This window comes from Pseudomonas kribbensis (genome assembly GCF_003352185.1).
Lineage (GTDB): Bacteria > Pseudomonadota > Gammaproteobacteria > Pseudomonadales > Pseudomonadaceae > Aquipseudomonas > Aquipseudomonas kribbensis.
Genome location: NZ_CP029608.1, coordinates 1993656 through 2019782, shown reverse-complemented (window position 1 = coordinate 2019782; position 26127 = coordinate 1993656). Strand labels below are relative to the sequence as shown.

The window sequence follows — 26127 nt, the reverse complement described above, 5'->3', positions numbered from 1 at the left end:
GCGGTTGTGAGTTGACCCATCAGAGCTGGCCCAGAACCGGGGTGTTCACGCGCACATCGGCGTTCTGGCCACGGTGACGCAGCAGGTGATCCATCAGCACGATGGCCATCATCGCCTCGGCAATCGGCGTGGCGCGGATGCCGACGCACGGATCGTGACGGCCCTTGGTGATCACTTCGACCGGGTTACCGTCGATGTCGATCGAACGGCCCGGTGTGGTGATGCTCGAGGTCGGCTTCAGCGCCAGGTGCGCGACGATCGGCTGACCGGACGAGATGCCGCCGAGGATGCCGCCGGCGTTGTTGCTGAGGAAACCTTCCGGGGTCATTTCATCGCGGTGCTCGGTGCCACGCTGGGCGACCGAAGCGAAACCGGCGCCGATTTCCACGCCTTTGACCGCGTTGATGCTCATCAGCGCGTGGGCCAGCTCGGCGTCGAGACGGTCGAAGATCGGCTCGCCCAGACCCGGCATCACGCCTTCGGCGACCACGGTGATCTTGGCCCCGACCGAGTCCTGATCGCGACGCAACTGGTCCATGTAGGCTTCCAGTTCCGGAACCTTGTCCGGGTCCGGGCTGAAGAAGGCGTTCTGCTCCACCGATTCCCAGGTCTTGAACGGGATTTCGATCGGGCCGAGCTGGCTCATGTAGCCGCGAATGACGATGCCCTGGGTCGCCAGGTATTTCTTGGCAATCGCACCGGCCGCCACGCGCATCGCGGTTTCCCGCGCGGAGCTGCGGCCGCCGCCGCGGTAATCGCGCTCGCCGTATTTGTGGTGGTAGGTGTAGTCGGCGTGGGCCGGACGGAACAGATCCTTGATCGCCGAGTAGTCTTTGGACTTCTGGTCGGTGTTGCGGATCAGCAGGCCGATGGAGCAGCCGGTGGTGCGGCCCTCGAACACGCCGGACAGGATTTCGACTTCGTCCGCTTCCTGGCGCTGGGTGGTATGGCGGCTGGTGCCCGGCTTGCGGCGATCGAGGTCGCGCTGCAGGTCCTCAAGGGAGATCTCCAGGCCCGGCGGGCAGCCGTCGACAATGGCGACCAACGCCGGACCATGGCTTTCGCCCGCGGTGGTGACAGTGAACAACTTGCCGTAGGTATTGCCGGACATGCAGGACGCTCCGTGAAATCAAACCCAAATTCATGATGCGCGCCAGTATACGCAGGCTAACCGAGTAGTTCATCCTCGAACCTTGGCGGTGTTGGTGAGTCCAACCGGCACCTTTGCAAATGATGGCGTGATGATGCTGCGAGTTTTGATCTTGAGCCTTACCCTGTTTACTGGCTTCGTCCAGGCAACTGTCCTGCAACGTCCGGTGACTCTGGACACCGGCAGCGGCGAACTTTTCGGCTCGCTGTTGCTGCCAAAGTCTGACAATCCGGTGCCGGTTGTCCTTATTCTTTCTGGCTCGGGTCCTACGGATCGTGACGGAAACAACCCCGACGGCGGGCGCAACGACAGCCTCAAGCGACTGGCCTGGGTGCTGGCCAAGCACAATATCGCCAGCGTGCGTTTCGACAAGCGCGGGGTGGCCGCGAGCCTGGCCGCGACGCCGGATGAGCGCAATCTGTCGGTGGATGCCTACGTGGCGGACGCCGTGGCCTGGGGCCAGAAGCTCAAGGCTGACCCGCGTTTCGGCCCGTTGATTCTGTTGGGTCATAGCGAGGGCGCACTGATTGCCAGCCTGGCCGCACCGAAAGTCGACGCTGCGGCAGTCATTTCGCTGTCCGGCACGGCACGGCCAATCGATCAGGTGTTGCGCCGACAACTGGCCCGCAGCCTGCCGCCGCCACTGATGCAGCGCAGCAATGAACTGCTCGACAGTCTCAAGGCCGGGCACACCGACGACAATGTCCCGCCACCGTTGCAGGCGATCTTCCGCCCGAGTGTGCAGCCATATCTGATTTCGTTGTTCCGGCAGGATCCGTCCGCCGCCTTCGCCCAACTGAAAATGCCGGCCCTGATCGTCCAGGGCAGCAACGACATTCAGGTGCAGGTCGATGACGCCAACCTGCTCAAGGCGGCAAAACCCGACGCGACCCTGGCATTGATCGAAGGCATGAACCACGTGATGCGTATCGTGCCCAACGACGTGAAGCGGCAAATGGCCTCCTACAAGGACCCGAATTTGCCGCTGGCGGCGGAACTGGGCACCCGGATCCTCGAATTTATTGACGGACTTCGCACCCGTTAAGGTCTTTTCACCCTCCAGTCCTGAAAAAAACGGCCGATAAGCCTTTGTCGCCAGCGTACTGGCTGGCGACAAGCAGCTTGGACAGGATCTCGCCGTTATGACTGATACCCAGACTTCACCCGACACCACCGCTGAAAAAGACGCACCGCCAGCGGTCGAGCTGCCATGGGCGGATGTCCACGTCGAGCACCACAAGATGCTCCGCCTGGCGCCGCTGCAGACCGACCGCAACACCGGCGGGCGGCCGTTGCGCTTCGTCGAATTCGGTTACGCCGAGCGCAACAGCAAAGAACACAGCCTGATGCGCATGTCGATCAAACTGCCCGCGCAGCGTGTGCGCAAAGAGCAGAACCAGCTCGACGTGTGGGTCGACCACAAGACCAAACGCGTGCACTTCGGTCCGGACAGCGGTTTGCAGATCGAACCGCTGAACCGTGGCATCGGCCGCTTCATGGCCGCCCAGGGCATCAACTGGGCGAAAAAGCGCTGGCCCACCTACACCGTCGACGGCATGGACTTGAATAACAAGGACGCGCTGAACGAAGACACCCGCCTGCGCCGCGATCACTTTCTGCGCGTGCATGGCTTTGATGTGGTGTACGCCGACGCCCAGCATTTGAAGGGCAGCGTCAAGGAAGTTCAGGTCGGAGACTTGCTGGGCGACTGGAACAGCGAAAAGCTGCAGATCGTCGAGATTCTCGAAGCCGCGCAGATGTTGCAGCAGGCCGAGCAGAACCTGGCCGAGCAGGAAGTGAAGTTGAAGAAGCAGGAAGACAAGGTCAGCAAGTTCAAGCGTGAAGACGCGGGTTTGCGCTTCACCATTACGTGTCTGGTGGCGTTTGCGGTGTTCCAGGCCGGTTTGCTGATCTGGATCGCCACGCACCGCTAAGCCAATGATCGTTCCCACCGAGGTGGGAACGATCGGTTCAGGTCAGACGCGGGAAGCGAACAGCGCCTGATGATCGCGGCACTGTTCAGCGGTCAGCATGAACACGCCATGTCCGCCGCGCTGGAATTCCAGCCAGGCGAAATCGACTTCCGGGTACAGCGCTTCGACGTGTACCTGGCTGTTGCCCACCTCGACGATCAGCAAACCTTTCTCGGTCAGGTGATCTGCCGCTTCGGCGAGCATCCGGCGCACCAGGTTCAAACCGTCATCGCCGCAGGCCAGGCCCAGTTCCGGCTCGTGTTGATATTCGTCCGGCATGTCGGCGAAATCTTCCGCGTCGACGTAGGGCGGGTTCGACACGATCAGGTCGAAACGTTGACCCGGCAGGCCATCAAAACCATCGCCCTGCACGGTGAACACGCGCTCATCGACGCCATGGCGCTCGATGTTCTGGTTCGCCACTTCCAGGGCTTCGAACGACAGATCCGCCAGCACCACTTCGGCGTTCTGGAACTCGTAGGCACACGCGATGCCGATGCAACCGGAGCCAGTGCACAGGTCGAGAATTCGCGCAGGCTCGTCGCCGACCCACGGTGCAAAACGGTTTTCGATCAGCTCGCCAATCGGCGAACGCGGGATCAGCACGCGCTCATCGACGATGAACGACATGCCGCAGAACCACGCCTCGCCCAACAGGTAGGCGGTCGGAATGCGTTCTTCGATGCGGCGCTTGAGCAGGCGTTGCAGATTGACCAGTTCGTCGTCTTCCAGCGCGCAGTCCAGATAGCTGTCGGCGATTTCCCATGGCAGGTGCAAGGCGCCGAGCACTAGCTGCCGGGCTTCGTCCCAGGCATTGTCGGTGCCATGGCCGAAAAACAGATCCTCCCCATGGAAGCGGCTGACGGCCCAACGGATGTGGTCGCGCAGGGTACGAAGTCGGGAAGTGATCACGGGGCAGAACTCCAGAAAAAACGACTGGCGATTCTACCAGCCAAAACGCGCCACGACGACGCAGGAAAAATCCCGGAGCGACGGTAGGAGTGTTCCGAATTCCTTATCGGCTATTGAACAGAACGTGTAACTTGACGAGGCTGCAGGCCAGAAACGACGGTGCCTACGATGGTAGCGATTCACAGAACCGCTCAGCCAGAGGACAATGTCGCAAAAGCCCCACCCCAAGGAGCCCCAGAATGTCCGTTCCAAAAACGATGTTTCAACTCAGCGGTCGCGGTTACGCAGCGGCCACGTTGAGCCATGCCACCGTGGTCATCATCGATGCCCAGAAAGAGTACCTCAGCGGCCCGCTGGCCCTGAGCGGCATGGACGCGGCTGTCGCGAACATCAAACAACTGGTTGCCGCCGCCCGCGCAGCCGGCCGTCCGATCGTGCACGTACGCCACCTCGGCACCGTCGGCGGTCTGTTCGACCCGCAGGGTGAACGCGGCGAATTCATCCCCGGCCTGGAACCCCAGGGCGATGAAACCATCATCGGCAAACTGCTGCCGAGCGCTTTCCACGGCACCGAACTCTACGATCGCCTGCAAACCCTAGGCTCGCTCGACCTGATCGTCTGCGGCTTCATGAGCCACTCCAGTGTCAGCACCACCGTGCGTGCCGCGAAAAACCTGGGTTTCCGTTGCACCCTGGTCGAAGACGCCTGCGCCACCCGTGACCTGCCGTTCAAGGGCCGCGTGCTCAGTGCCGAACAGGTTCAGGAGGCGGAAATGGCGATCATGGCCGACAACTTCGCCACCCTCGCGCTGACCAATGACCTGATCTGATCGACCGCCAATGAGCGGCCCGGCCCGCCGCTCATCCGCAAAAGCCTCGCATTTGCTTCAATTACCCTAGCCTCAGGAACAACCCGGTCAACTCCCGGTCGAAGGGCCGATACCCATTGAGGAAGGTCGGAATGAAGTTATCCGATGGATTTGACGCACGCCGCTTGCGGCCCAAAGGCCAAAGCAACTGGCGTTTTCGATTCGGCGCAGCGATCGCCGCCATTCTGGCGACGTTCGGTGTGCTGTTGGCGATGGCCGGGGCTGCCAGCCTGATCGGGCATCCACCGGCACTCGGCGACTTGAATGCGACGCCGACGGGCTCGGCGATCATTCTGGCCGTCGGCCTGTTGTTCCTGTATTTCGGCGTGGCCCTGTGGCGTCGTTGCCGGCGTCGCGCACGGCAATCACGGGAGCTGAACATGTCCCCGCACCTGATGAAAAAACACGACTGAATCAACGGCCTGGCTTTTTGCCGGGCCGTTTTGTGTCTGTTTGGGTAAACTGGCCGCCCTTCGCGGAGGCTGATATGCAAGACGACGATTTTTCCCTGTTCAAAAGTGCGATCCAAGGCGTCAAGCCGATCAAGCACGACCGCGCCGACACCGGCAAACCCAAGACTGACCGCGCACAGATCGCCAAGCTGCGCCAGTCCGCGACCATCCGCACCGAAACCACCACCGTTGACGGTCTGTCCGATCAGTTCGTGATCGATGTCGGTCCCGAAGACGAGCTGATGTGGGCCCGCGACGGCGTGCAGGAAAGCCAGATGCGCAAGCTCAAGGTCGGGCAGATCCCGTTCGAGGGCAGCCTCGACCTGCACGGCATGAGCGTCGAAAAGGCCCGGGAAACCCTCTGGGCGTTTCTGGCCGAAGCGACCAAGTTCGAAATCCGCTGCGTGCGCGTCACCCATGGCAAGGCTGTGCGACTGGACGGCAAACGACCGATGATCAAGAGCCACGTCAACACCTGGCTGCGCCAGCATGCGCAAGTGCTCGGTTTCTGCTCGTGCCAGGCGAAACACGGCGGTGCCGGCGCGGTTTACGTGATGCTCAAACGCACCATGATGGAAGGTCGCGACGAATAATCCCGTCACACCGAACTTGCAGGGTCGTGTCCGCCGCCGTACCCTTGCCCTTTGCGAAAATCCCCACAGGTAGTTTCATGTCCCTGGAACAGAATTACACCGCGATTCTCGGCCAATTGGGCGAGGACGTGTCCCGCGAGGGCCTGCTCGACACGCCAAAGCGTGCCGCCAAAGCCATGCAGTACCTCTGCCGCGGTTATGAACAGACGCTCGAAGAGGTCACCAACGGTGCCCTGTTCAGCTCCGACAACAGCGAAATGGTGCTGGTCAAGGACATCGAGCTCTACTCGTTGTGCGAACACCACCTGCTGCCGTTCATCGGCAAGGCCCACGTCGCGTATATCCCGAGCGGCAAAGTGCTGGGCCTGTCGAAGGTCGCACGGATCGTCGACATGTACGCCCGCCGCCTGCAGATCCAGGAAAACCTCAGCCGCCAGATCGCCGACGCAGTCCAGCAGGTCACCGGCGCGCTGGGCGTGGCCGTGGTGATCGAGGCCAAGCACATGTGCATGATGATGCGCGGTGTGGAGAAACAGAATTCGTCGATGATCACCTCGGTGATGCTCGGTGAGTTCCGCGAAAACGCGGCGACCCGCAGCGAGTTTCTCAGCCTGATCAAGTAATTGATGGCAGAAAAAAACCGGCGTTGATCGCCGGTTTTTTTTCGTCCGTGAAAAATCGGGTAAGCTGCGCGCCTTCTTCAATGTCCCTGTGAGGCTTGTAACGTGTTCGTCAAAGCGCTTCGTGTCGGCCTCGGCCAACTGATCATCTTCGTTGACTTCCTGACCCGCCCGGGCAAGAAGCAGCGCCCCGCCGCTGCCCAGGCTCAGGTTGACGCCGCCGCCAAGGACCTGACCCTGTATCAGTTCCACGCCTGCCCGTTCTGCGTGAAGACCCGCCGCAGCCTGCGTCGCCTGAATGTGCCGGTGGCTCTGAAGGATGCGAAGAACAACGAGCAGGATCGCCAGACCCTGCTGGAACAGGGCGGCAAGATCAAGGTGCCGTGCCTGCGCATCGAAGAAAACGGCCAGACCAGCTGGATGTATGAGTCCAACACGATCATCGAATACCTGAACAAGCGGTTCGCCGCCGTCTGAATCAAAAAAAACCGGCCTGATGGCCGGTTTTTTTATGCGGCCTGCGCGGCCTGTGCCTGGCGCACCACCGCTGCCAGACGTTTGAGGCCTTCGTCCAGGCGGGCCTGGTCAATGTGACTGAAGTTCAGGCGCAGATGACCGTGATTGCGATCCGGCTCGGGGAAGAACGGTTCGCCCGGCATGAACGCCACATCGTTGGCCAGCGCGGTATTGAGCAACGTCCGTGTGTCCAGCGGTTGCTTCAGGGTCAGCCAGAAAAACAGTCCGCCCTGCGGCGTGTTCCAGTCCGCCAGATCGGCGAAGTGAGTTTCCAGCGCTGATTGAAAAGCATCGCGGCGCTGACGGTAGAAGCCGCGTAATTCACACAAGTGCTGCTGATACTTTTCGCTGCCGATCCACTGCAACGCCTGCCATTGGCCGATGCGGTTGGTGTGCAGATCCGCCGACTGCTTGAGTTTGAGCAAATGCGGGAACAGATCCGGGCTGGCGATCAGGTAGCCGACGCGCAAGCCCGGCAACAGGGTTTTCGATACGGTGCCGGTATAGATCCAGCTGGATTTCTTCAAACGACCAGCAATCGGTTGGGCGCTGCCGCCGTCGAAGGTCAGTTCGCGGTAAGGCTCGTCTTCGATCAGGGTCACGCCAAATTCGTCGAGCAGTGTTGCGACAGCTTCACGCTTGGCTTCGCTATAGCGCACAGCCGACGGATTCTGGAAGGTCGGGATCAGGTAGATGAACGCCGGACGATGTTGCTCCAGACGCTGGCGTAACTGCGCCAGGTTCGGGCCGTCAGCCTCCAGCGGCACGGTCAGGCAATCGGCACCGAACAGCTGGAAAATCTGCAAGGCCGCCAGATAAGTCGGCGCTTCGAGCAGGATTTCAGTGCCCTTGTCGATGTACAGCTTGGCCGCCAGATCGAGTGTTTGCTGGGAGCCACTGACCACCAACACCTGACTCGCCTCACACGGCAAACCCAGCGCCCTCGCCTCTGCCGCCAGGGCTTCGCGCAATGCCGGCTCGCCTTCGCTCATGCCGTACTGGCCGAGAGACAGCGGCATGTCGGCCCACTCGACCTTCGGCAGCATCGCTTCAGCCGGCAAGCCACCCGCGAAAGACATCACTTCCGGGCGCTGGGCCGCAGCAAGGATTTCACGGATCAGAGAACTTTTGAGACGCGAGATACGTTCGGAAAAAGCCATGGAAGTCACCGCTAGCGAGGCATGAGAAAAATGAGTCAAACTTATTGACTGAAATTACGTCACCCTCACTGGAAGCGTCAATATGCTTGACCTTAAAAACTGCGCCAGCCAACAACAAGCCATGGAAGCGTTCTTCTTCGGTTACCAGGCGTTTACCGCCAAGGCTGACGAAATGCTCGAGCGTCGCGGCTTGTCCCGCGTGCATCAACGCATCGTGTTTTTCATCGCCCGTTATCCGAATCTGAGCGTCAAGGAGTTGCTAGCGCTGCTCGGCGTGAGCAAACAGGCGCTGAACATGCCGTTGCGTCAGTTGCAGGAAATGCACCTGGTGGACAGCGTGGCGTCCGAAGAAGACAAACGTAAACGGCTTCTGACGTTGACCGTCGAAGGCGCGAAGTTTGAACAGGCATTGCGCCGCGAGCAGGTGAAATTACTGGAGCGGGTGTTTGCCGAGGCCGGCGAAACCGCGGTGAATGGCTGGCTGGCGGTAAATATGGCGTTGGGGAAAAACCGCTCGGCCGATTGATATAGCGCGATCCTCAAAACTTTCGTCCACAAAACCAAAAACAATATTTGCTTTATTTGTACACAAAAGCATAATCCACTGCGTGCGAGTTCCTGACCGCATGGTCAACAAATTCGCGTATGCCTCAAAGGGCCGCTGCCACCCCCTCATAGGGTCCGGCCCTGGAAATAACAATAAAACTCTTGAGGAGTACTCGCTGTGGAAAGCCGCAAATCCGAAGCATCGACGCTGGAACTCTCGCCGCCGTTACGCAATGGCCTGCTGGAGCGCCTCTTTAAACTCAGCTTGCATGGCACCACGGTGAAGACCGAGCTGATCGCCGGTCTGACAACCTTCATCACCATGGCCTACATCATCTTCGTCAACCCGAACATCATGGCCGATGCCGGGATCGATCACGGTGCGGCCTTCGTCGCCACCTGCATCGCCGCCGCACTGGGCTGCCTGCTGATGGGCCTGTACGCCAACTGGCCGGTAGGCCTGGCGCCGGGCATGGGCCTCAACGCATTCTTCACGTACACCGTGGTCGGCACCATGGGCTACAACTGGGAAACCGCCCTCGGTGCGGTGTTCGTCTCGGGCGTGCTGTTCATGATCCTGACCTTTTCGCGGATTCGCGAATGGCTGCTCAACAGCATCCCGGTCAGCCTGCGCTTTGCGATGGGCGCCGGCGTGGGTCTGTTCCTCGGGCTGATCGGCCTGAAAACCGCCGGCATCGTCGTCGACAGCCCGGCCACGCTGATCAAGCTCGGCTCGCTGCGTGAACCCGGCCCGCTGCTCGCAGCCATCTGCTTCCTGATGATCGCGATCCTCAGCTACCACAGAGTATTCGGCGCAATTCTCATCAGCATCATCACCGTGACCCTGGCAGGCTGGGGCCTGGGCATCGTGCACTACTCAGGCATCATGTCGACTCCGCCAAGCCTGGCGCCGACCTTCATGGCCATGAACGTCGCCGGCGTGTTCAACGTCAGCATGATCAGCGTGGTGCTCGCCTTCCTTTTCGTTCACATGTTCGACACCGCCGGCACCCTGATGGGCGTTGCCCAGCGCGCCAATCTGGTGGGTGCTGACGGCCGCATCGAAAACCTGTCCCGCGCCATGAAAGCCGACTCCGCCTCCAGCGTTTTCGGCGCAGTGGTCGGCGTACCGCCGGTCACCAGCTACGTGGAAAGTGCCGCCGGTGTAGCCGCTGGTGGTCGGACTGGTCTTACCGCAGTGACCGTAGGTGTGCTATTTATAGCCGCGATGTTCTTTGCACCGCTGGCCGGCATGATTCCCGCCTACGCCACCGCCGGCGCGCTGATTTATGTAGCGATGCTGATGATGGGCGGCATGGCGCACATCGAATGGGACGAAGCGACCGACAGCATTCCGGCCATCGTCACCGCGATCATGATGCCACTGACCTTCTCGGTCGCCGACGGTATCGCGCTGGGCTTCATTACCTATGTCGCGCTGAAGGCCGGCACCGGTAAATACAAAGAGATCTCCGTCAGCCTGTGGGTGCTCTGCGCGATCTTCATCGCCAAGTTCATCTTCTTGTAAGCGTCACGCGGTTCGAGCGTCAAAACAGCCTCACCCTTGCGGGTGGGGCTTTTGCACATTCTTGATAACGATAAAAAGGAGAAAGTGATGAGTCTGGAAACCTGGCTGCTGTTCAGCGGCGCTGCGCTGGTGGTGATCCTGATTCCGGGGCCACTGTCGTTGCTGATGATCAGCAACAGTCTGAATTACGGTTTGCGTCGTTCTTACCCGGCGTTTCTCGGTGGCGTGAGTGCGTCGATCTGCCTGCTCAGCGCTTCGGCACTGGGGCTTGGCGCCCTGCTGCTGGCGTCGGAAAAACTCTTCAGCGCGCTGAAGATCGTCGGTGCGATGTACCTGTTCTACCTCGCCTGGCAGAGCTGGCAGCAATCGCGTCAGCCATCGCTTGGCGCAGAAGTGCCGCAGGCGGCACCGGTTCCACGCTTTCGCGCACTCTTCGGACGTGCATTCATGCTGGGCGCCAGCAATCCGAAAGACATCCTGTTCTTCGCCGCGTTTCTGCCGCAGTTCCTCAGCGCCGAACAGCCGTTTCTGCCTCAGCTGCTGGTGATGATCGCGACCTGGACCGTGCTGGATCTGCTGTGCAAATTGACCTACGGCCTCGGCGCCCACGGTGCCGCGCGCTACCTGCGCAGCGGCAAGGGCCAGAGCTGGTTCAACCGCATCAGTGCCGGACTGTTTGGCGGCGCAGGTGCAGCTTCATTGTTGAGCAGCCACTGAGGCCATCGAGAGTCGCCAATACACGGCAACATTTCGCCTGACAAATAGATATATGTACCGCACTTCGCAGCGTTGATTCACCGAACATCCGGCCTCTTCTGGCCAGATCAACGTGAATCGACCTTGCGAGTGAAATCCCCATGAGCCCCAAACGCCCGATAAAACCCGGTGCGTCAACCACCTCCCCCGAAACGCCTTTCACCCTTCCCGACATCGGGCCTCCGGCACTCCACAGGTTGCCGCTGAACATCGCGCCCCACGGCGAAGACCGAATACCTGTCGATCATCTGAGGGCGCCTGTTCAATCAAGCGCCTCCGGGCATGCACCTCTGGAGATCGTCGACCTTCCGGCCGAGACCCATATCACCCCTGTCGTGGTCCATGCGCCGATTGAGCACTTTTTCCTTGCGCCCAATCAGCTATCCAGACTTCCCGCGCCGAATGCGCTTTCCGGCATTCGGGAACTCGGAACGCAGAGGCACTTCGTGGATCTTCAGGAAGGGGGAACCGTGTTGCTGGGCATTGATTCGGAAAACCATTTCCGGGCCAGATTGAACAGCGACTACAGACCTTCCGGCCCACAACTCGAACGGGTGGAAGGCACCCTCACCTGGCGCGTGAAACCCAGCGACGAGGGTGCCGGCGGCAGCGATTCCAGATTGACACTCAAGCGCCTGCGAAACCCGGATGATGATCCGCAAGAAGTTGTCGCGCCCAAACGTTCTTCCACCGCGACGGGTGAGGAATGGTCCGATCCCTGGAAAAAATGGGACGCGCCCCGCCTGCAGGCAGCGGTCGACAGCATTGAAGTCGATGGCACCCGGTTTCTGCTGGTGCCGCGTGGCAGCGACCCGGACCACCCGATCGTCTACATCAAGAACCCGGAGCACTGGGTATACGATTTCGATTACATGGAGCGCATTCTCGGCACTGACCTGATGCAGCAACCCAGAGGCGCGATCCGCGTGCCGCCTGCCAATCAGTGGGAGGTTGATCCGAACCTTCCCTTTCAACACCCTCTGAAGCAATACATCACCACTTTTTTTCCGCAGTTGTCGGAAATCTCGTTGAACAAGGTGGCCAGACACCAATTCAGCCTGGCCAACGATGGGGATATGGCAACCGGCGTGGGTCTGACTCGCCTCAGGCAAACGTTCAACGATTGGAAGCGCGGTAACAGCACGCCTCATCCGCCACTGGCCGATCCATTGCTGATGCTGCCGACGCTGGCTACATCAAGCGGTGGGCCTGGGCTCAGCCGCACCCTGGAATTGCCAACCCTGACCCCGGAAGGCCCCCTGCAGCGACTGGACTTCGACCTCACAAGACAAGAGTGGGATTATTTCAAAACGACGCAGTCAGGCGTTGAGTTCAAGCGGCTCATGGCCAACATCCTGAATCGCCAGGGCTATGATGTTTTCACGCCAACGCCTTCATCTTCCTTTCCGGCCTTGGTGTTTCGCCGGGAGAATCATCCCTTTGTCTTTTTCATCAGCCTGCATCGCGTCAGGGGCAGGAAAATTCATCAACCCTTGAATTCCGGTCCCGACGCTGCCGACGCCCGGTTGAACACCCAGGTCGGGTATCCGGCACTGCAGGAAATCCTCCAGGCGCACGCCGAAAAAAGGCTGGTGTGGCTCAAGGGTGGATCTCAGATTCATGCATCGCAACCGGACAGTATTTTCATCGTCAGGGATGATGAGTCGAGGCTCGCAACCCTTGCCGACCTGTAATCCGGAACGCTTTTGGCAAGACGAAAAAAAGCCCGCAGTGTGAGCGGGCGAAAGACCAAAGAAGCTATATGCGCAGTCGCTTCCCGGTGGAGGCAGCTGCTTGGGGGTCAGCTGCCCCGGTACGTGGAATAGCTGTAAGGCGAGATCAGCAACGGTACGTGGTAGTGATCCTGTTCGGCAGAGATGCCGAACCGCAGCACGACCACGTCCAGGAATGCCGGCTCCGGCAACTGGACGCCACGGGCGCGGTAGTAATCGCCGGCGTGGAACTGAACCTGATAGACACCGGTACGGTAGTCATCGCCTTGCAGCAGCGGCGCATCGACCCGGCCATCGCTGTTGGTAAGCGCACTGGCGACCAATTCCAGGTGCGAACCTTCAACGCGGTACAGCTCGACCTTGATCGAGCTGCCCGGGCAACCGTGTGCAGCGTCCAAAACGTGTGTTGTCAAACGTCCCATTGATTCTGCGCGCCTGCCTGCATGGAGCAGTCAGACTTCGCGCCTCCCGAAGTCAGTTGAAAAGGAGACCGCACCGTTTCGGAGCACGAAAAGCTGCGGCGAGCGACTGATTAAGACACTTTTAAAAAAAATTGTACACAATAAAAACGACATTTTTCCGCTCACCTCCGCCATCCCGCGATTTCCCGGGGATCTGCCCGAGAACCAGGCATTCATTGAACCCCTGAACCATTAGCTGACTGGTCAGGCAGGTTTCTTGCAGGTTCACGCCGTTAACAGCAAAAGATGACAGCCGGTGAAAAATGCGAAAAATCAGGCTTACAAATTGAGAATAAAGTTGTATACAATCAGCCCATCGCTGTGACGCCAGCCTGCCATCCAAACTTCAGGGCGCCACACAATCTGTCAACGAATAAGAAGGAAGACTGCAGTGAGCGCTGACTACCCACGCGACCTGATCGGTTACGGCAGTAACCCTCCTCACCCACACTGGCCGGGCAATGCCCGGATCGCCCTGTCGTTCGTGCTCAACTACGAAGAAGGCGGCGAGCGCAACATTCTGCACGGCGACAAAGAATCGGAAGCCTTCCTCTCGGAAATGGTTGCGGCCCAGCCTCTGCAAGGCGCACGCAACATGAGCATGGAATCGCTTTACGAGTATGGCAGCCGTGCCGGCGTCTGGCGGATCCTGAAACTGTTCAAGGAATTCGACATTCCGCTGACCATCTTCGCCGTGGCCATGGCCGCCCAGCGTCACCCGGACGTGATCCGTGCGATGGTCGAGGCCGGTCACGAGATCTGCAGCCACGGCTACCGCTGGATCGACTACCAGTACATGGACGAAGCGCAGGAACGCGAGCACATGCTCGAAGCGATCCGCATCCTCACCGAACTCACCGGCGAGCGCCCACTGGGCTGGTACACCGGCCGCACCGGCCCGAACACCCGTCGCCTGGTGATGGAAGAAGGCGGTTTCCTCTACGACTGCGACACCTACGACGACGACCTGCCCTACTGGGAACCGAACAATCCGACCGGCAAGCCGCATCTGGTGATCCCGTACACCCTGGACACCAACGACATGCGCTTCACCCAGGTCCAGGGTTTCAACAAGGGCGACGATTTCTTCGAATACCTCAAGGACGCGTTCGACGTGCTCTACGCCGAAGGCGCTGAAGCACCGAAGATGCTGTCGATCGGTCTGCACTGCCGACTGGTGGGCCGTCCGGCGCGTCTGGCTTCGCTCAAACGCTTTATCGAATACGCTAAAAGTCATGAACAGGTGTGGTTCAGCCGCCGCGTCGACATCGCCCGTCACTGGCACGAAACCCACCCGTACCAAGGGGCTGCCAAATGAGCACCTTTCAAACCCTGAAACCGTCGACCCTGAGCCGCGACGCCTTCGTCAAAGCCTTCGCCGACATCTACGAACATTCGCCATGGGTGGCCGAGAAGGCCTTCGACCTGGGCCAGGACGCGTCGATCGACCAGATCGAAACCCTGCACCAGCGCATGAGCGACATCCTGTTGAGCGCCGATCACGCCAGTCAGCTGGCACTGATCAACGCTCACCCGGACCTGGCCGGCAAAGCTGCCGTCCAGGGCCAGTTGACCGAAGCCAGCACCAATGAACAGGCTGGCGCCGGTATTCACCAATGCACGGCCGAAGAGTTTTCTCGCTTCACCGAGCTGAACGACGCCTACAAGGCCAAGTTCAAGTTTCCCTTCATCATGGCGGTAAAAGGCAGCAACCGGCATCAGATCCTCGCGGCGTTCGAAACGCGCATTCACAACCCGGTCGACACCGAGTTCAAATGCGCGCTGGCGGAGATCAACAAGATTGCCCTGTTCCGTTTACTGACTCTCTAGCAAGCCTGACCCGAGTGCATCAAACGCGGAGAGCACCCAGGGTCTTGCAAGCATCCCAAGCCACTTATTTAAAGGCAGACAAGAAGAATGAAAGCTTACGCCGTACCTTTCGAGAAGTTCGTCAACCTGGCCGATGCCCGTCTGGGCACCAAAATCATCTCGGTCACCGATGACTGGTTCGCAGACGCCAATCGTCTGTTTCAGCCGACCCCGGCCGTGTGGAAGGAGGGCGTGTTCGACGACAACGGCAAGTGGATGGACGGCTGGGAATCCCGCCGCAAGCGCTTCGAAGGCTACGACAGCGCGGTAATCCGCCTGGGCGTACCGGGTTCGATCAAAGGCGTGGACATCGACACTTCATTCTTCACCGGCAACTTCCCGCCATCGGCCTCGCTGGAAGCCTGCTTCCTGGCCTCGGGCGAGCCGGACGAAAACACCCAGTGGACTGAAGTGCTGTCGGCCGTCGAGCTGCAAGGCAACAGCCACCACTACCACGAAATCAACAACGACAAGGCGTTCAGCCACCTGCGCTTCAACATCTACCCGGATGGCGGTGTTGCCCGTCTGCGCGTGTACGGCATTCCGTTCCGCGACTGGTCGGCGGTTGGCGACAACGAGCAAGTCGACCTGGCTGCAGCCCTCAACGGTGGCCGCGCCCTCGCCTGCTCCGACGAACACTTCGGCCGCATGAGCAACATCCTCAACCCGGGCCGTGGCATCAACATGGGCGACGGCTGGGAAACCGCACGTCGTCGTACCCCGGGCAATGACTGGGTGATCGTCGCACTGGGCCACCCGGGCGAGATCGAGAAAATCGTCGTCGACACCCTGCACTTCAAGGGCAACTACCCGGACAGCTGCTCGATCCAGGGCGCGTTCGTAAAAGGCGGCACCGACAGCCAGATCGAAACCCAGTCGCTGTTCTGGCGCGAACTGCTGCCAAGCCAGAAGCTGGAAATGCACGCCGAACACACCTTCGTCGAGCAGATCAAGGCACTGGGCCCGATCACCCACATCCGTCTGAACGTGTTCCCGGACGGTGGTGTGAGCCGCCTGCGCCTGTTCGGCAAGGTCGCCAAGTAAGCGTTGAATCCTGTAAGGGGGGAGCTTGCTCCCTCCTCACACAAAGCAGAACCAACAACACAGAATTCGGAAAAGAACAGCATGCGCACATTGACGATTGAACCGCTGACCAAAGAAGCCTTCGCCCCCTTCGGTGACGTGATCGAAACCGACGGCAGCGATCACTTCATGATCAACAACGGTTCGACCATGCGCTTCCACAAACTGGCGACGGTCGAAACCGCGACGCCCGAGGACAACGCGATCATCAGCATCTTCCGCGCCGACGCGCAGGACATGCCGCTGACCGTGAGCATGCTGGAACGCCATCCGCTGGGCAGCCAGGCTTTCATTCCGCTGCTCGGCAACCCCTTTCTGATCGTGGTCGCGCCACTTGGCGATGTACCTGTATCAGGCTTGGTCCGCGCCTTCGTCACCAACGGCAGGCAGGGCATCAATTACCATCGCGGCGTCTGGCACCACCCGGTGCTGACGATCGAAAAGCGGGATGACTTCCTGGTGGTTGATCGCAGTGGCACAGGCAATAACTGCGATGAGCATTTTTTCAAAGAGGATGAGCGTTTGATCCTCGCCCCCCACCAATAAGAGAAGGTCTGATCACTCGACAACAAGAGTGACAGGCGAGAGGTAAAGACTGTGGAAGCACATCTGTTGGAATGGCTGAACCTGAGCGTGCGCTGGGTTCACATGATCACTGGCGTGGCCTGGATCGGCGCGTCGTTCTACTTCGTCTGGCTGGAGAACAACCTCAACCGCGTCAACCCGAAAACCGGTCTTGCCGGTGATCTGTGGGCGATCCACGGCGGCGGTATCTATCACCTGGAAAAATACAAACTGGCCCCTCCGTCGATGCCGGAGAACCTGCACTGGTTCAAATGGGAAGCCTATTTCACCTGGATGTCGGGGATCGCGCTGCTTTGCGTGGTGTTCTACTCCAACCCCGTGCTTTACCTCGTGGCACCCGGCAGCGGCCTGACCGGCCCTGAAGGCGTGGCCATCGGCATCGGTTCGCTGATCGCCGGCTGGTTCATCTACGACTTCCTCTGCGATTCGCCCCTCGGCAAGAAACCCGCCCTGCTCGGCTTCATCCTGTTCGTGCTGATCATCGGCGCGGCGTTTGGCTTCAGCAAGGTGTTCAGCGGTCGTGGTGCGTACCTGCACGTCGGCGCGATCATCGGCACCATCATGGTCGGCAACGTGTTCCGCATCATCATGCCGGCACAGCGCGCACTGGTGGCCGCGATCGCCGAGAACCGCACGCCGGATCCGGCGCTGCCGGCCAAAGGCCTGCTGCGTTCGCGTCATAACAACTACTTCACCCTGCCGGTGCTGTTCATCATGATCAGCAACCACTTCCCGAGCACTTACGGCAGCCAGTACAACTGGTTGATCCTGGCCGGGATCGCAGTGTTGGCGGTGTTGGTGCGTCACTACTTCAACACCCGTCACGACAGCCACAAGTTTGCCTGGACCCTGCCGGTGGCAGCGGTGGGCATGATCACCCTGGCCTACGTCACCGGCCCTGCGCCGATGCCGACCGCGCCGGAAGTGGCCAAGGCTCCTGCGAAAATCGAGTACCAGCCGCTGCCGGAAACGGCCCTGGGTGGTGGCGCGAAACCGGCTGAAGCGGCACAACCGGCCGCCGCTGCTGCACCTGCTGCACCCGCCACTGCTCCGGCTCAGGCATCCAACGCAGGTCCTGCGTTCGACAAGGTGCACAACGTGATCCAGGAACGCTGCGCGGTCTGCCATTCGGCCAAACCGACCAGCCCGCTGTTCAGCGCTGCCCCGGCCGGTGTGATGTTCGACACCCCCGAGCAGATCCGCCAGAACGCGGCACGGATCCAGGCGCAAGCCATCACCACGCAGATCATGCCACTGGGCAACATCACGCAGATGACCCAGCAGGAACGTGACCTGATCGGTGCATGGATCGCCCAGGGAGCCCAGACCAACTAAGCAGTAAAAGCATCGCTGACAAGCCAGCTCCCACAGGGTTTTGCACTGCCTGTGTGGGAGCTGGCTTGCCGGCGAATTGCCGCAACGCGGTTTACCTGATGCAAAGAAACAGCTGTGAGCAACCCGGCAGCTGTTCAATCACAAGAATAAAAAAGATCCGAGGTGTTGCATGTCCGAGCTGTCCAAAGCGCGCATCCCCGACGCACCCGCCATTCAGCGTTTGCCCCTTTTGCAACTGATCCTGGTCGGTTTGCAACATGTTCTGCTGATGTACGGCGGCGCCATCGCGGTACCGCTGATCATCGGACAGGCCGCTGGCCTGAGTCGTGAAGAAATCGCCTTCCTGATCAACGCCGACCTGCTGGTCGCCGGCATCGCCACCATCGTGCAGTCCCTGGGGATAGGCCCGATGGGCATTCGCATGCCGGTGATGATGGGCGCCAGTTTCGCCGCCGTCGGCAGCATGGTCGCCATGGCCGGCATGCCCGGTATCGGTCTGCAGGGGATCTTCGGCGCCACCATCGCCGCCGGGTTCTTTGGCATGATCATCGCGCCGTTCATGTCCAAGGTCGTACGCTTCTTCCCGCCGCTGGTGACCGGCACGGTCATCACCTCGATCGGTCTGTCGCTGTTCCCCGTGGCCGTGAACTGGGCCGGTGGCGGCGCTGGCGCCGCTCAATTCGGTTCACCGATTTATCTGGCCATCGCCGCTTTGGTGCTGGCGACCATTCTGCTGATCCACCGCTTCATGCGCGGTTTCTGGGTCAACATTTCCGTGCTGATCGGCATGTGCCTGGGCTACGTGCTCTGCGGCGCCATCGGCATGGTCGACCTGAGCGGCATGGCCAACGCGCCATGGGTTCAGTTCGTCACCCCGCTGCATTTCGGCATGCCGAAGTTCGAACTGGCGCCGATCCTGTCGATGTGTCTGGTGGTGGTGATCATCTTCGTCGAGTCCACCGGGATGTTCCTGGCACTGGGCAAGATCACCGGCCAGGAAGTCTGCCCGCGCATGCTGCGTCGCGGCTTGCTGTGTGATGCCGGCGCATCGTTCGTTGCCGGTTTCTTCAACACCTTCACCCACTCCTCCTTCGCGCAGAACATCGGTCTGGTGCAGATGACCGGTGTGCGCTGCCGTTCGGTGACCATCGTTGCCGGCGGACTGCTGATCGTCCTTAGCCTGCTGCCGAAAGCGGCATTCCTGGTGGCATCGATTCCGCCGGCGGTACTCGGTGGTGCGGCGATTGCGATGTTCGGCATGGTGGCGGCAACGGGGATCAAGATCCTGCAGGAAGCCGATATCGGCGACCGTCGCAATCAACTGCTGGTGGCGGTGAGCATCGGCATGGGCCTGATCCCGGTGGTGCGTCCGGAATTCTTCGCCCACCTGCCATTGTGGATGAGCCCGATCACCCACAGCGGGATCGCCATGGCCACCCTCAGCGCACTGACGCTGAACCTGTTGTTCAACATCCTGGGCGGCGCCGAGCGCGCGGCCATCAACGACTGTCACGCACACCCGCACTGATCCGAAGAGTAAAAAAGGGGGCTCGCCTATGCCTGCTCCCTCGCGACAGCTTTGCCTCAAACAATAAAAACAAGAGGGAGCAACAGATGATCCGGACTCAAACCAACGTGTTGTTGAGCGGCGGCCTGCTGGCCGCATCACAAGCCATGGCCGGCGATTTATTGCTGTGGCAGACCAACAGCCTGAGCTACCTGTACGGCAAGAACTTTGCGATCAACCCGTCGATCCAGCAGACGGTGACGTTCGAACACGCCGACAAGTGGAAGTACGGCGACAACTTCCTGTTCGTCGACAAGATCTTCTACAACGGCAAGGAAGACCGCAACAAAGGTCCGCACACCTATTACGGCGAATTCACCCCGCGCTTCTCCTTCGGCAAGATCTTCGACCAGAAGATCGAATTCGGCCCGATCAAGGACGTGCTGCTGGCGATGACCTACGAGTACGGCGAAGGCGAGAGCGAGGCCTATCTGATCGGCCCCGGCTTCGACCTGAAAGTGCCGGGCTTCAACTACGTCACCCTGAACATCTTCCGCCGCCAGACCGAAGGCCCGCGTCCGGGCGATGGTGTCTGGCAGATCACTCCGGGCTGGTCCTACAGCTTTGCGCTGGGCAATTCCGACGTGCTGATCGACGGCTATCTCGACTGGGTCGTCGACAACGACGAGAACTCCCGCGGCACCTATCACGCCAACCTGCACATCAACCCGCAGATCAAATACGACCTGGGCAAAGCCCTCGGCTGGCGTCAGAAGCAGCTGTATGTCGGCACCGAATACAGCTACTGGAAGAACAAATACGGGGTCGAAAGCAGCCATAACCTCGACACCAATCAGAACACCGCCAGCCTGCTGGTGAAGGTGCACTTCTAAGATGACCCGCAACCGTGCCGCCTACCTGTCGTCGGTGCTCTGTTGCGGGGCACTTGAGGCCTGGCCGTTGAGTCAGTATTCTCCGCGGCCTCCTGAATTCGGTCTAAAAAAAAGCCCGGATTTAATTCCTGACCGACGGGCCAACTTATCCCGGCCCCGGTCAGTACCGAGGCGTCCCGAAAACACGCTCAATCGACTGTTTTTCAGCAGCCGACGGGCGTTTTTTTGCTTTTCGAAAAGCCTTGGCTCAGCTCTTGCTAACAGCATCAAAGCTGACCGAATGGATGATTTTTGCGGCAACGAAAAAAGGCGCCACACCAGAGCGCCGACTCAAAAAAATAAACGTGGAATACCTACTTTGGGAGCAACCGAATGAAACGTATGAGCACCAGCCTGATGCTTGCGGGAACCATGCTGGCGGGGGGCCAGGCCATGGCCGACGGCCTGCTGCAATGGCAGAACAACAGCCTGACCTACCTGTACGGCAAGGACTTCAAGGTCAACCCGGCCATCCAGCAGACCGTCACCTTCGAGCACGCCGATGCGTGGAAGTACGGCGACAACTTCCTGTTCGTCGACAAGATTTTCTACAACGGCAAGCCTGACGGCGGCGTCGGCAACAACACCTATTACGGTGAGTTCCAGCCACGTATCTCGCTGGGCAAGGTGCTCGACCAGAAGATCGAATTCGGCCCGATCAAAGACGTGCTGCTGGCCATGACTTACGAGTTCGGTGAAGGCGACGTCGAGTCCTACCTGATCGGTCCAGGCTTCGACCTGGCGATTCCGGGCTTCGACTACTTCCAGCTGAACTTCTACCAGCGTCACACCGAAGGTTCGCGTCCGGGTGACAACGTCTGGCAGATCACGCCGGTCTGGTCCTACACCATTCCGGTCGGCAACTCGAACGTGCTGATCGACGGCTACATGGACTGGGTGGTCGACAACGACGTCAACAGCAAAGGCGAATACCACGCCAACCTGCACTTCAACCCACAGGTTAAATACGACCTGGGCAAGGCGCTGAATTTCGGCGAGAAGCAGCTGTACGTCGGTGTGGAATACGACTACTGGAAAGACAAGTACGGGATCGACGACACCCGTGCCTTCACCACCAATCAGAACGTGACCAGCTTCCTGGTGAAGTTCCACTTCTGATCCGGCGGCGTCCTCACGGACGCCATCGCGAGCAAGCTCGCTCCCACATTGGTTTTGTGCACGACACAAATCCCGGTGGGAGCCAGCCTGCTGGCGATTGCTGTACCACTGATTTCAGGCCGGAACCACCGCCTCGCCAATCCCGAGAAACCGGCACAGCTCATCGCGCTTGGCCAGTGCATCGCGCCGCCCCAGATCGATCAGCTCGCTGCAATACCCCGCCTCGAACAGCAAATAACTCAACACCCCTGCCCCGCTCGTTTTAGTCGCCCCCGGCCCGCGCAAGAACAGCCGCAACGCCGCCGGCAGCTCCTGACGATGCCGCGCCGCGATTTCATCGATCGGCTGACTTGGCGAGATCACCAGCACGTCCACCGGCGCCACACCCAGCGTGCGTATCGGCGTGCCTTCGGGCATCAGATGGCTGAACTGGTTCAGACGCTGGAGCAGCTCGATATCGCTTTCCAGGCTGTCAATGAACGTACTGTTGAGCATGTGCCCGCCGATCTGCGCCAGCGTCGGCTGCTGACCGGTGTAGGTGCGCTCCAGCGGTTGTGCCGGATCGAACCCGCGCGGGTTGCCGCTGACGCCCACCACCAGCACCCGGCTGGCGCCCAGGTGCAGCGCCGGGCTGATCGGCGCCGACTGCCGCACCGCGCCATCGCCAAAATATTCCTCGCCGATTTTCACCGGCGCGAACAACAACGGGATCGCCGAACTGGCGAGCAAGTGCTCCACGGTCAATTGCGTCGGCACGCCAATGCGCCGATGGCGCAGCCAGGCGTCGATGCTGCCGCCGCCCTGATAGAAGGTCACCGCTTGCCCGGATTCGTAGCCGAACGCGGTCACCGCCACCGCATGCAATTGCTTGCGGGCGATGGATTCGGCGATGCCGGGCATGTGCAGTTTTTCATCGAGCAAATGCCGTAGCGGCGAGCTGTTGAGCAGCGCCACCGGCAGGTGCCGACCCATGCCCAGCAGGCTGTGACTGACGAAACGGCTGGCCTGGCGGATCACCCCCGGCCAGTCGCTGCGCAGCACACGATGGCTGCGAAAGCCTTGCCAGAACAGGGTCAGGCGTTCGATGGCGGCCCGAAAGTCCGTGGCGCCGCTGGCGAGGCTGACTGCGTTGATTGCTCCGGCCGAGGTACCGACGATCACCGGGAACGGATTGTCCGCCCCCAGCGGCAACAGTTCGGCAATCGCCGCCAGCACCCCCACCTGATACGCCGCCCGAGCCCCGCCGCCGGAAAGAATCAAACCTGTGACCGGTTCAGCTGGGCTCATCGCAACGCTCCGTGGTGCTTATGGGATGGGGTGAATCAACGACGTTTGGCGTACAGCTTCGGCTCGCCCGGCGGACGGCTCTTGAAGCGCCGGTGCGCCCACAGGTATTGCTCGGGACAATCGCGCAACACACCTTCGACCCACTGATTGATGCGGATGCAATCGGCTTCTTCGGTCTCCCCCGGGAAACCTTCCAGCGGCGGATGGATCACCAGACGATAGCCGCTGCCGTCCGCCAGACGCTCCTGAGTGAACGGCACCACCAGCGCCTTGCCCAGTCGGGCGAACTTGCTGGTGGCAGTGACCGTCGCGGCCTGAATGCCGAACAGCGGCACGAAGATGCTTTGCTTGGCGCCGTAGTCCTGATCCGGCGCGTACCAGATCGCGCGCCCGGAACGCAGCAGCTTGAGCATGCCGCGCACGTCGTCGCGCTCCACCGCCAGCGAATCGAGATTGTGCCGCTCGCGGCCCTGACGCTGGATGAAATCGAACAGCGGGTTCTTGTGTTCGCGGTACATGCCGTCGATGGTGTGCTGCTGGCCGAGCAGCGCCGCGCCGATTTCCAGGGTGGTGAAATGCACCGCCATCAGAATCACGCCCTTGCCTTCGCGCTGGGCCTGTTGCAGATGCTCCAGGCCTTCGACGTGAGCCAGTTTTGCCAGACGTTGACGGGACCACCACCAGCTCATCGCCATTTCAAAGAACGCGATGCCGGTGGAGGCGAAGTTTTCCTTGAGCAGGCGTTTGCGCTCGGCGGCGGACTTTTCCGGGAAGCACAGTTCCAGATTGCGCTTGGCAATGCGCCGCCGGTCGCCGGCGAAGCGATACATCAGGGCGCCCAGAAAACGACCGATGGCCAGCAATGCCGGATAGGGCAACTGCACCGTCAGCCACAACAGCCCCAGGCCGCACCAGAGCGGCCAGAAGCGTGGAGCGAGAAATGCTTTTCGAAAACGCGGGCGATCCATTAAAGCTTCCGTAAATAAGTGGCCGCGCATTCTACATCGTTCAGCCCGGCTTGCGGCTGGCGGGCGTTCTCGTTATAAGTCTCGGCACTTTTAGTGACAAGCCGTTGTATGCCGACATGAGCCAAAACGAATCGCCAGACCAAGATCCCGTGTTCCAGTTGAAGGGCAGCATGCTCGCCATCACGGTGCTCGAGCTGTCCCGTAACGACCTGGACAGCCTCGATCGGCAACTGGCCGCCAAAGTCGCCCAGGCACCGAACTTCTTCAGCAACGCGCCGCTGGTCCTGGCGCTGGACAAGCTGCCGCCGAGCGAAGGCGCGGTCGATCTGCCGGGCCTGATGCGCGTGTGTCGCCAGCACGGCCTGCGCACCTTGGCGATCCGCGCCAGCCGCATCGAAGATATCGCCGCCGCCATCGCCATCGACATCCCGGTACTGCCGCCGTCCGGCGCCCGTGAACGGCCGCTGGAAACCGCCGAACCCGTTGCACCGAAGAAGCCGGAAAAGCCGCCGGAGCCGACCGTCAAACCGACCCGCGTCATCACCACGCCAGTACGTGGTGGCCAACAGATCTATGCGCAAGGTGGCGATCTGGTGGTGGTGTCCTCGGTCAGTCCGGGGGCGGAACTTCTCGCCGATGGCAACATCCATGTATACGGCCCGATGCGCGGTCGTGCGCTGGCCGGGGTCAAGGGTGACACCAAGGCGCGGATTTTCTGTCAGCAATTGAGCGCTGAACTGATCTCCATCGCAGGCCATTACAAGGTTTCCGAAGACCTGCGTCGCGATCCGATGTGGGGTTCGGGCGTACAGGTCAGCCTGTCGGGCGACGTGTTGAACATCATTCGGCTTTAACGGATACTGCCGCATTTTCCAAGCATCTCTAAAACGTAGCGAAAACGGCTCAAACGAAGTAGGAAAAAGGCCAAAAGCCGAATTCCAGCCAAGGCTGTCCGACTGCAGTAGTTTTCAAGAGATGTTTTTCAGGGGCTGAACAGTCCTTCTTCCTAAGGGGTGAAACACCTTGGCCAAGATTCTCGTGGTTACATCCGGCAAGGGTGGTGTGGGTAAGACCACCACCAGCGCCGCTATCGGTACCGGCCTCGCTCTGCGCGGCCACAAAACAGTGATCGTCGACTTCGACGTGGGCTTGCGTAACCTCGACCTGATCATGGGTTGCGAGCGCCGCGTGGTGTATGACTTCGTCAACGTGGTCAACGGCGAAGCCAACCTGCAACAGGCCCTGATCAAAGACAAGCGCCTGGAAAACCTTTACGTACTGGCGGCCAGCCAGACCCGCGACAAAGACGCGCTGACCCAGGAAGGCGTGGAAAAAGTCCTGATGGAGCTCAAGGAACAATTCGAGTTCGTGGTCTGCGACTCCCCGGCGGGCATCGAGAAAGGCGCCCACCTGGCCATGTACTTCGCTGACGAAGCGATCGTCGTGACCAACCCTGAAGTTTCCTCGGTACGTGACTCGGACCGCATGCTCGGCCTGCTGGCCAGCAAGTCCCGTCGCGCCGAACGCGGCGAAGAACCGATCCAGGAACACCTGCTGATCACTCGCTACCACCCGGAGCGCGTCGAAAAAGGCGAAATGCTGGGCGTCGAAGACGTCAAGGAAATCCTCGCCGTGCGCCTGCTGGGTGTCATTCCGGAATCCCAGGCCGTGCTCAAGGCTTCCAACCAGGGCGTCCCGGTTATCCTCGACGACCAGAGCGACGCCGGCCAGGCCTACAGCGATACCGTTGATCGCTTGCTGGGCAAGGAAAAAGAACACCGGTTCCTGAATGTCGAGAAGAAGGGATTCTTCGAGCGTCTGTTTGGAGGTAGGTAATGAACCTTTTTGACTTCTTTCGTGCCAACAAAAAGCCAAGTACCGCCTCGGTCGCGAAAGAGCGTCTACAGATCATCGTGGCGCATGAACGCGGCCAGCGCAGCACCCCTGACTACCTGCCATCCCTGCAAAAGGAACTGGTGGAAGTGATCCGCAAGTACGTCAACATCGGCAACGACGACGTACACGTGGCACTGGAAAGCCAGGGCAGCTGCTCGATTCTGGAACTCAACATCACCCTGCCAGATCGCTGAGTCGATCCGGCAGGAACGACGGCGGCTCAGGGCCCTTCCCCCACCGGAAGGGCCCTTAGCCGCCGTTGGCATTTGTTACGAGG

The 26127-nt window shown here is 60.3% G+C and carries 28 protein-coding genes; 22 read left to right on the top strand and 6 right to left on the bottom strand.

All coding sequences use genetic code 11. The features are described from left to right. Positions 1 to 19 precede the first annotated feature (19 nt). A complete protein-coding gene (aroC, locus tag DLD99_RS09445; RefSeq protein ID WP_114882003.1) occupies positions 20 to 1111 on the bottom strand; it encodes a chorismate synthase in 1092 nt (363 codons plus the stop codon). 130 nt (positions 1112 to 1241) lie between these two features. Here aroC and DLD99_RS09440 point away from each other — a divergent pair, with 130 nt between their 5' ends. Beyond that, the gene (locus DLD99_RS09440; protein WP_085710645.1) at positions 1242 to 2195 is read left to right on the top strand and encodes an alpha/beta hydrolase; all 954 of its coding nucleotides are present in this window, start codon (positions 1242 to 1244) and stop codon (positions 2193 to 2195) included. A 97-nt stretch (positions 2196 to 2292) separates the two neighbouring features. Further along, positions 2293 to 3084: a hypothetical protein gene (locus DLD99_RS09435; RefSeq protein ID WP_096822947.1), complete on the top strand. Its 792-nt coding sequence runs from the start codon at positions 2293 to 2295 to the stop codon at positions 3082 to 3084. A gap of 42 nt (positions 3085 to 3126) precedes the next feature. Here DLD99_RS09435 and prmB read toward each other — a convergent pair whose 3' ends face one another. Continuing rightward, positions 3127 to 4035 (bottom strand): 50S ribosomal protein L3 N(5)-glutamine methyltransferase, encoded by a 909-nt coding sequence (gene prmB, locus DLD99_RS09430; protein ID WP_114882002.1) that lies wholly within the window; start codon positions 4033 to 4035, stop codon positions 3127 to 3129. A 239-nt stretch (positions 4036 to 4274) separates the two neighbouring features. On the opposite strand from prmB, the gene DLD99_RS09425 reads away from it, so the two are divergent. The 5 genes from DLD99_RS09425 (at position 4275) to DLD99_RS09405 (ending at position 7046) form a co-directional block, all read left to right on the top strand. Next, on the top strand, positions 4275 to 4865 hold the full coding sequence (locus DLD99_RS09425) for a cysteine hydrolase family protein (RefSeq protein WP_085732351.1): 591 nt from the start codon (positions 4275 to 4277) through the stop codon (positions 4863 to 4865). A gap of 131 nt (positions 4866 to 4996) precedes the next feature. Further along, positions 4997 to 5317 (top strand): hypothetical protein, encoded by a 321-nt coding sequence (locus tag DLD99_RS09420; protein WP_085710641.1) that lies wholly within the window; start codon positions 4997 to 4999, stop codon positions 5315 to 5317. A 74-nt stretch (positions 5318 to 5391) separates the two neighbouring features. Next, positions 5392 to 5949 (top strand): Smr/MutS family protein, encoded by a 558-nt coding sequence (locus tag DLD99_RS09415; protein WP_114882001.1) that lies wholly within the window; start codon positions 5392 to 5394, stop codon positions 5947 to 5949. Positions 5950 to 6026: 77 nt separating this feature from the next. Further along, positions 6027 to 6572 carry a GTP cyclohydrolase I FolE gene (folE, locus tag DLD99_RS09410; protein WP_003204506.1) on the top strand — a complete coding sequence of 182 codons (546 nt, stop codon included), beginning with the start codon at positions 6027 to 6029 and terminating at the stop codon, positions 6570 to 6572. 102 nt (positions 6573 to 6674) lie between these two features. Further along, complete coding sequence (locus DLD99_RS09405) at positions 6675 to 7046, top strand: glutathione S-transferase N-terminal domain-containing protein (protein ID WP_114882000.1); 372 nt, start codon at positions 6675 to 6677, stop codon at positions 7044 to 7046. A 32-nt stretch (positions 7047 to 7078) separates the two neighbouring features. On the opposite strand, the gene DLD99_RS09400 is transcribed toward DLD99_RS09405, so the two are convergent. After that, a complete protein-coding gene (locus DLD99_RS09400) occupies positions 7079 to 8245 on the bottom strand; it encodes an aminotransferase-like domain-containing protein (protein ID WP_114881999.1) in 1167 nt (388 codons plus the stop codon). An 82-nt stretch (positions 8246 to 8327) separates the two neighbouring features. Here DLD99_RS09400 and DLD99_RS09395 point away from each other — a divergent pair, with 82 nt between their 5' ends. The 4 genes from DLD99_RS09395 to DLD99_RS09380 all read left to right on the top strand — a co-directional run bounded on the left by DLD99_RS09395 (position 8328) and on the right by DLD99_RS09380 (position 12769). Further along, complete coding sequence (locus tag DLD99_RS09395) at positions 8328 to 8771, top strand: MarR family transcriptional regulator (protein ID WP_114881998.1); 444 nt, start codon at positions 8328 to 8330, stop codon at positions 8769 to 8771. A gap of 198 nt (positions 8772 to 8969) precedes the next feature. Continuing rightward, positions 8970 to 10319 (top strand): NCS2 family permease, encoded by a 1350-nt coding sequence (locus DLD99_RS09390; protein ID WP_114881997.1) that lies wholly within the window; start codon positions 8970 to 8972, stop codon positions 10317 to 10319. Between the two features lie 87 nt (positions 10320 to 10406). Beyond that, positions 10407 to 11036: a LysE family translocator gene (locus DLD99_RS09385; RefSeq protein WP_114881996.1), complete on the top strand. Its 630-nt coding sequence runs from the start codon at positions 10407 to 10409 to the stop codon at positions 11034 to 11036. Between the two features lie 140 nt (positions 11037 to 11176). After that, positions 11177 to 12769, top strand: coding sequence for a hypothetical protein (locus DLD99_RS09380; RefSeq protein WP_162803469.1), 1593 nt, complete (start codon positions 11177 to 11179; stop codon positions 12767 to 12769). A gap of 107 nt (positions 12770 to 12876) precedes the next feature. On the opposite strand, the gene uraH is transcribed toward DLD99_RS09380, so the two are convergent. After that, positions 12877 to 13230, bottom strand: a complete 354-nt coding sequence (gene uraH, locus DLD99_RS09375) for a hydroxyisourate hydrolase (protein ID WP_011333195.1) — start codon at positions 13228 to 13230, stop codon at positions 12877 to 12879. 430 nt (positions 13231 to 13660) lie between these two features. Between uraH and puuE the strand changes: the two genes are divergently transcribed. The 8 genes from puuE to DLD99_RS09330 all read left to right on the top strand — a co-directional run bounded on the left by puuE (position 13661) and on the right by DLD99_RS09330 (position 21699). Beyond that, positions 13661 to 14587 carry an allantoinase PuuE gene (gene puuE, locus DLD99_RS09365; RefSeq protein ID WP_007960032.1) on the top strand — a complete coding sequence of 309 codons (927 nt, stop codon included), beginning with the start codon at positions 13661 to 13663 and terminating at the stop codon, positions 14585 to 14587. After that, positions 14584 to 15099, top strand: coding sequence for a 2-oxo-4-hydroxy-4-carboxy-5-ureidoimidazoline decarboxylase (gene uraD, locus DLD99_RS09360; RefSeq protein ID WP_085710634.1), 516 nt, complete (start codon positions 14584 to 14586; stop codon positions 15097 to 15099). Before puuE ends, uraD begins: the two co-directional genes overlap by 4 nt. Before the next feature lie 87 nt (positions 15100 to 15186). Continuing rightward, on the top strand, positions 15187 to 16182 hold the full coding sequence (alc, locus tag DLD99_RS09355) for an allantoicase (protein WP_114881993.1): 996 nt from the start codon (positions 15187 to 15189) through the stop codon (positions 16180 to 16182). 81 nt (positions 16183 to 16263) lie between these two features. Further along, the gene (locus DLD99_RS09350) at positions 16264 to 16767 is read left to right on the top strand and encodes an ureidoglycolate lyase (protein ID WP_027613342.1); all 504 of its coding nucleotides are present in this window, start codon (positions 16264 to 16266) and stop codon (positions 16765 to 16767) included. Positions 16768 to 16818: 51 nt separating this feature from the next. Continuing rightward, positions 16819 to 18141: a urate hydroxylase PuuD gene (locus DLD99_RS09345; RefSeq protein WP_114881992.1), complete on the top strand. Its 1323-nt coding sequence runs from the start codon at positions 16819 to 16821 to the stop codon at positions 18139 to 18141. Positions 18142 to 18310: 169 nt separating this feature from the next. After that, positions 18311 to 19669 (top strand): nucleobase:cation symporter-2 family protein, encoded by a 1359-nt coding sequence (locus DLD99_RS09340; protein ID WP_085608811.1) that lies wholly within the window; start codon positions 18311 to 18313, stop codon positions 19667 to 19669. A gap of 86 nt (positions 19670 to 19755) precedes the next feature. Beyond that, entirely contained in the window at positions 19756 to 20541 is a 786-nt protein-coding gene (locus DLD99_RS09335; RefSeq protein ID WP_114881991.1) for an outer membrane protein OmpK, read from the top strand. A 372-nt stretch (positions 20542 to 20913) separates the two neighbouring features. Continuing rightward, a complete protein-coding gene (locus DLD99_RS09330) occupies positions 20914 to 21699 on the top strand; it encodes an outer membrane protein OmpK (RefSeq protein ID WP_085710630.1) in 786 nt (261 codons plus the stop codon). A 114-nt stretch (positions 21700 to 21813) separates the two neighbouring features. On the opposite strand, the gene DLD99_RS09325 is transcribed toward DLD99_RS09330, so the two are convergent. Together DLD99_RS09325 and DLD99_RS09320 are read right to left on the bottom strand one after the other, a co-directional pair. Continuing rightward, a complete protein-coding gene (locus DLD99_RS09325; RefSeq protein ID WP_085710629.1) occupies positions 21814 to 22986 on the bottom strand; it encodes a patatin-like phospholipase family protein in 1173 nt (390 codons plus the stop codon). 35 nt (positions 22987 to 23021) lie between these two features. Beyond that, positions 23022 to 23954, bottom strand: a complete 933-nt coding sequence (locus tag DLD99_RS09320) for a lipid A biosynthesis lauroyl acyltransferase (protein ID WP_114881990.1) — start codon at positions 23952 to 23954, stop codon at positions 23022 to 23024. A 116-nt stretch (positions 23955 to 24070) separates the two neighbouring features. Between DLD99_RS09320 and minC the strand changes: the two genes are divergently transcribed. From minC to minE, 3 genes are all read left to right on the top strand, one after another. After that, entirely contained in the window at positions 24071 to 24808 is a 738-nt protein-coding gene (gene minC / locus DLD99_RS09315) for a septum site-determining protein MinC (RefSeq protein ID WP_085710676.1), read from the top strand. A gap of 169 nt (positions 24809 to 24977) precedes the next feature. After that, entirely contained in the window at positions 24978 to 25790 is an 813-nt protein-coding gene (gene minD, locus DLD99_RS09310; protein ID WP_064378705.1) for a septum site-determining protein MinD, read from the top strand. Then, a complete protein-coding gene (gene minE, locus DLD99_RS09305) occupies positions 25790 to 26044 on the top strand; it encodes a cell division topological specificity factor MinE (protein WP_007960071.1) in 255 nt (84 codons plus the stop codon). Before minD ends, minE begins: the two co-directional genes overlap by 1 nt. The last annotated feature ends 83 nt before the right edge of the window (positions 26045 to 26127 follow it).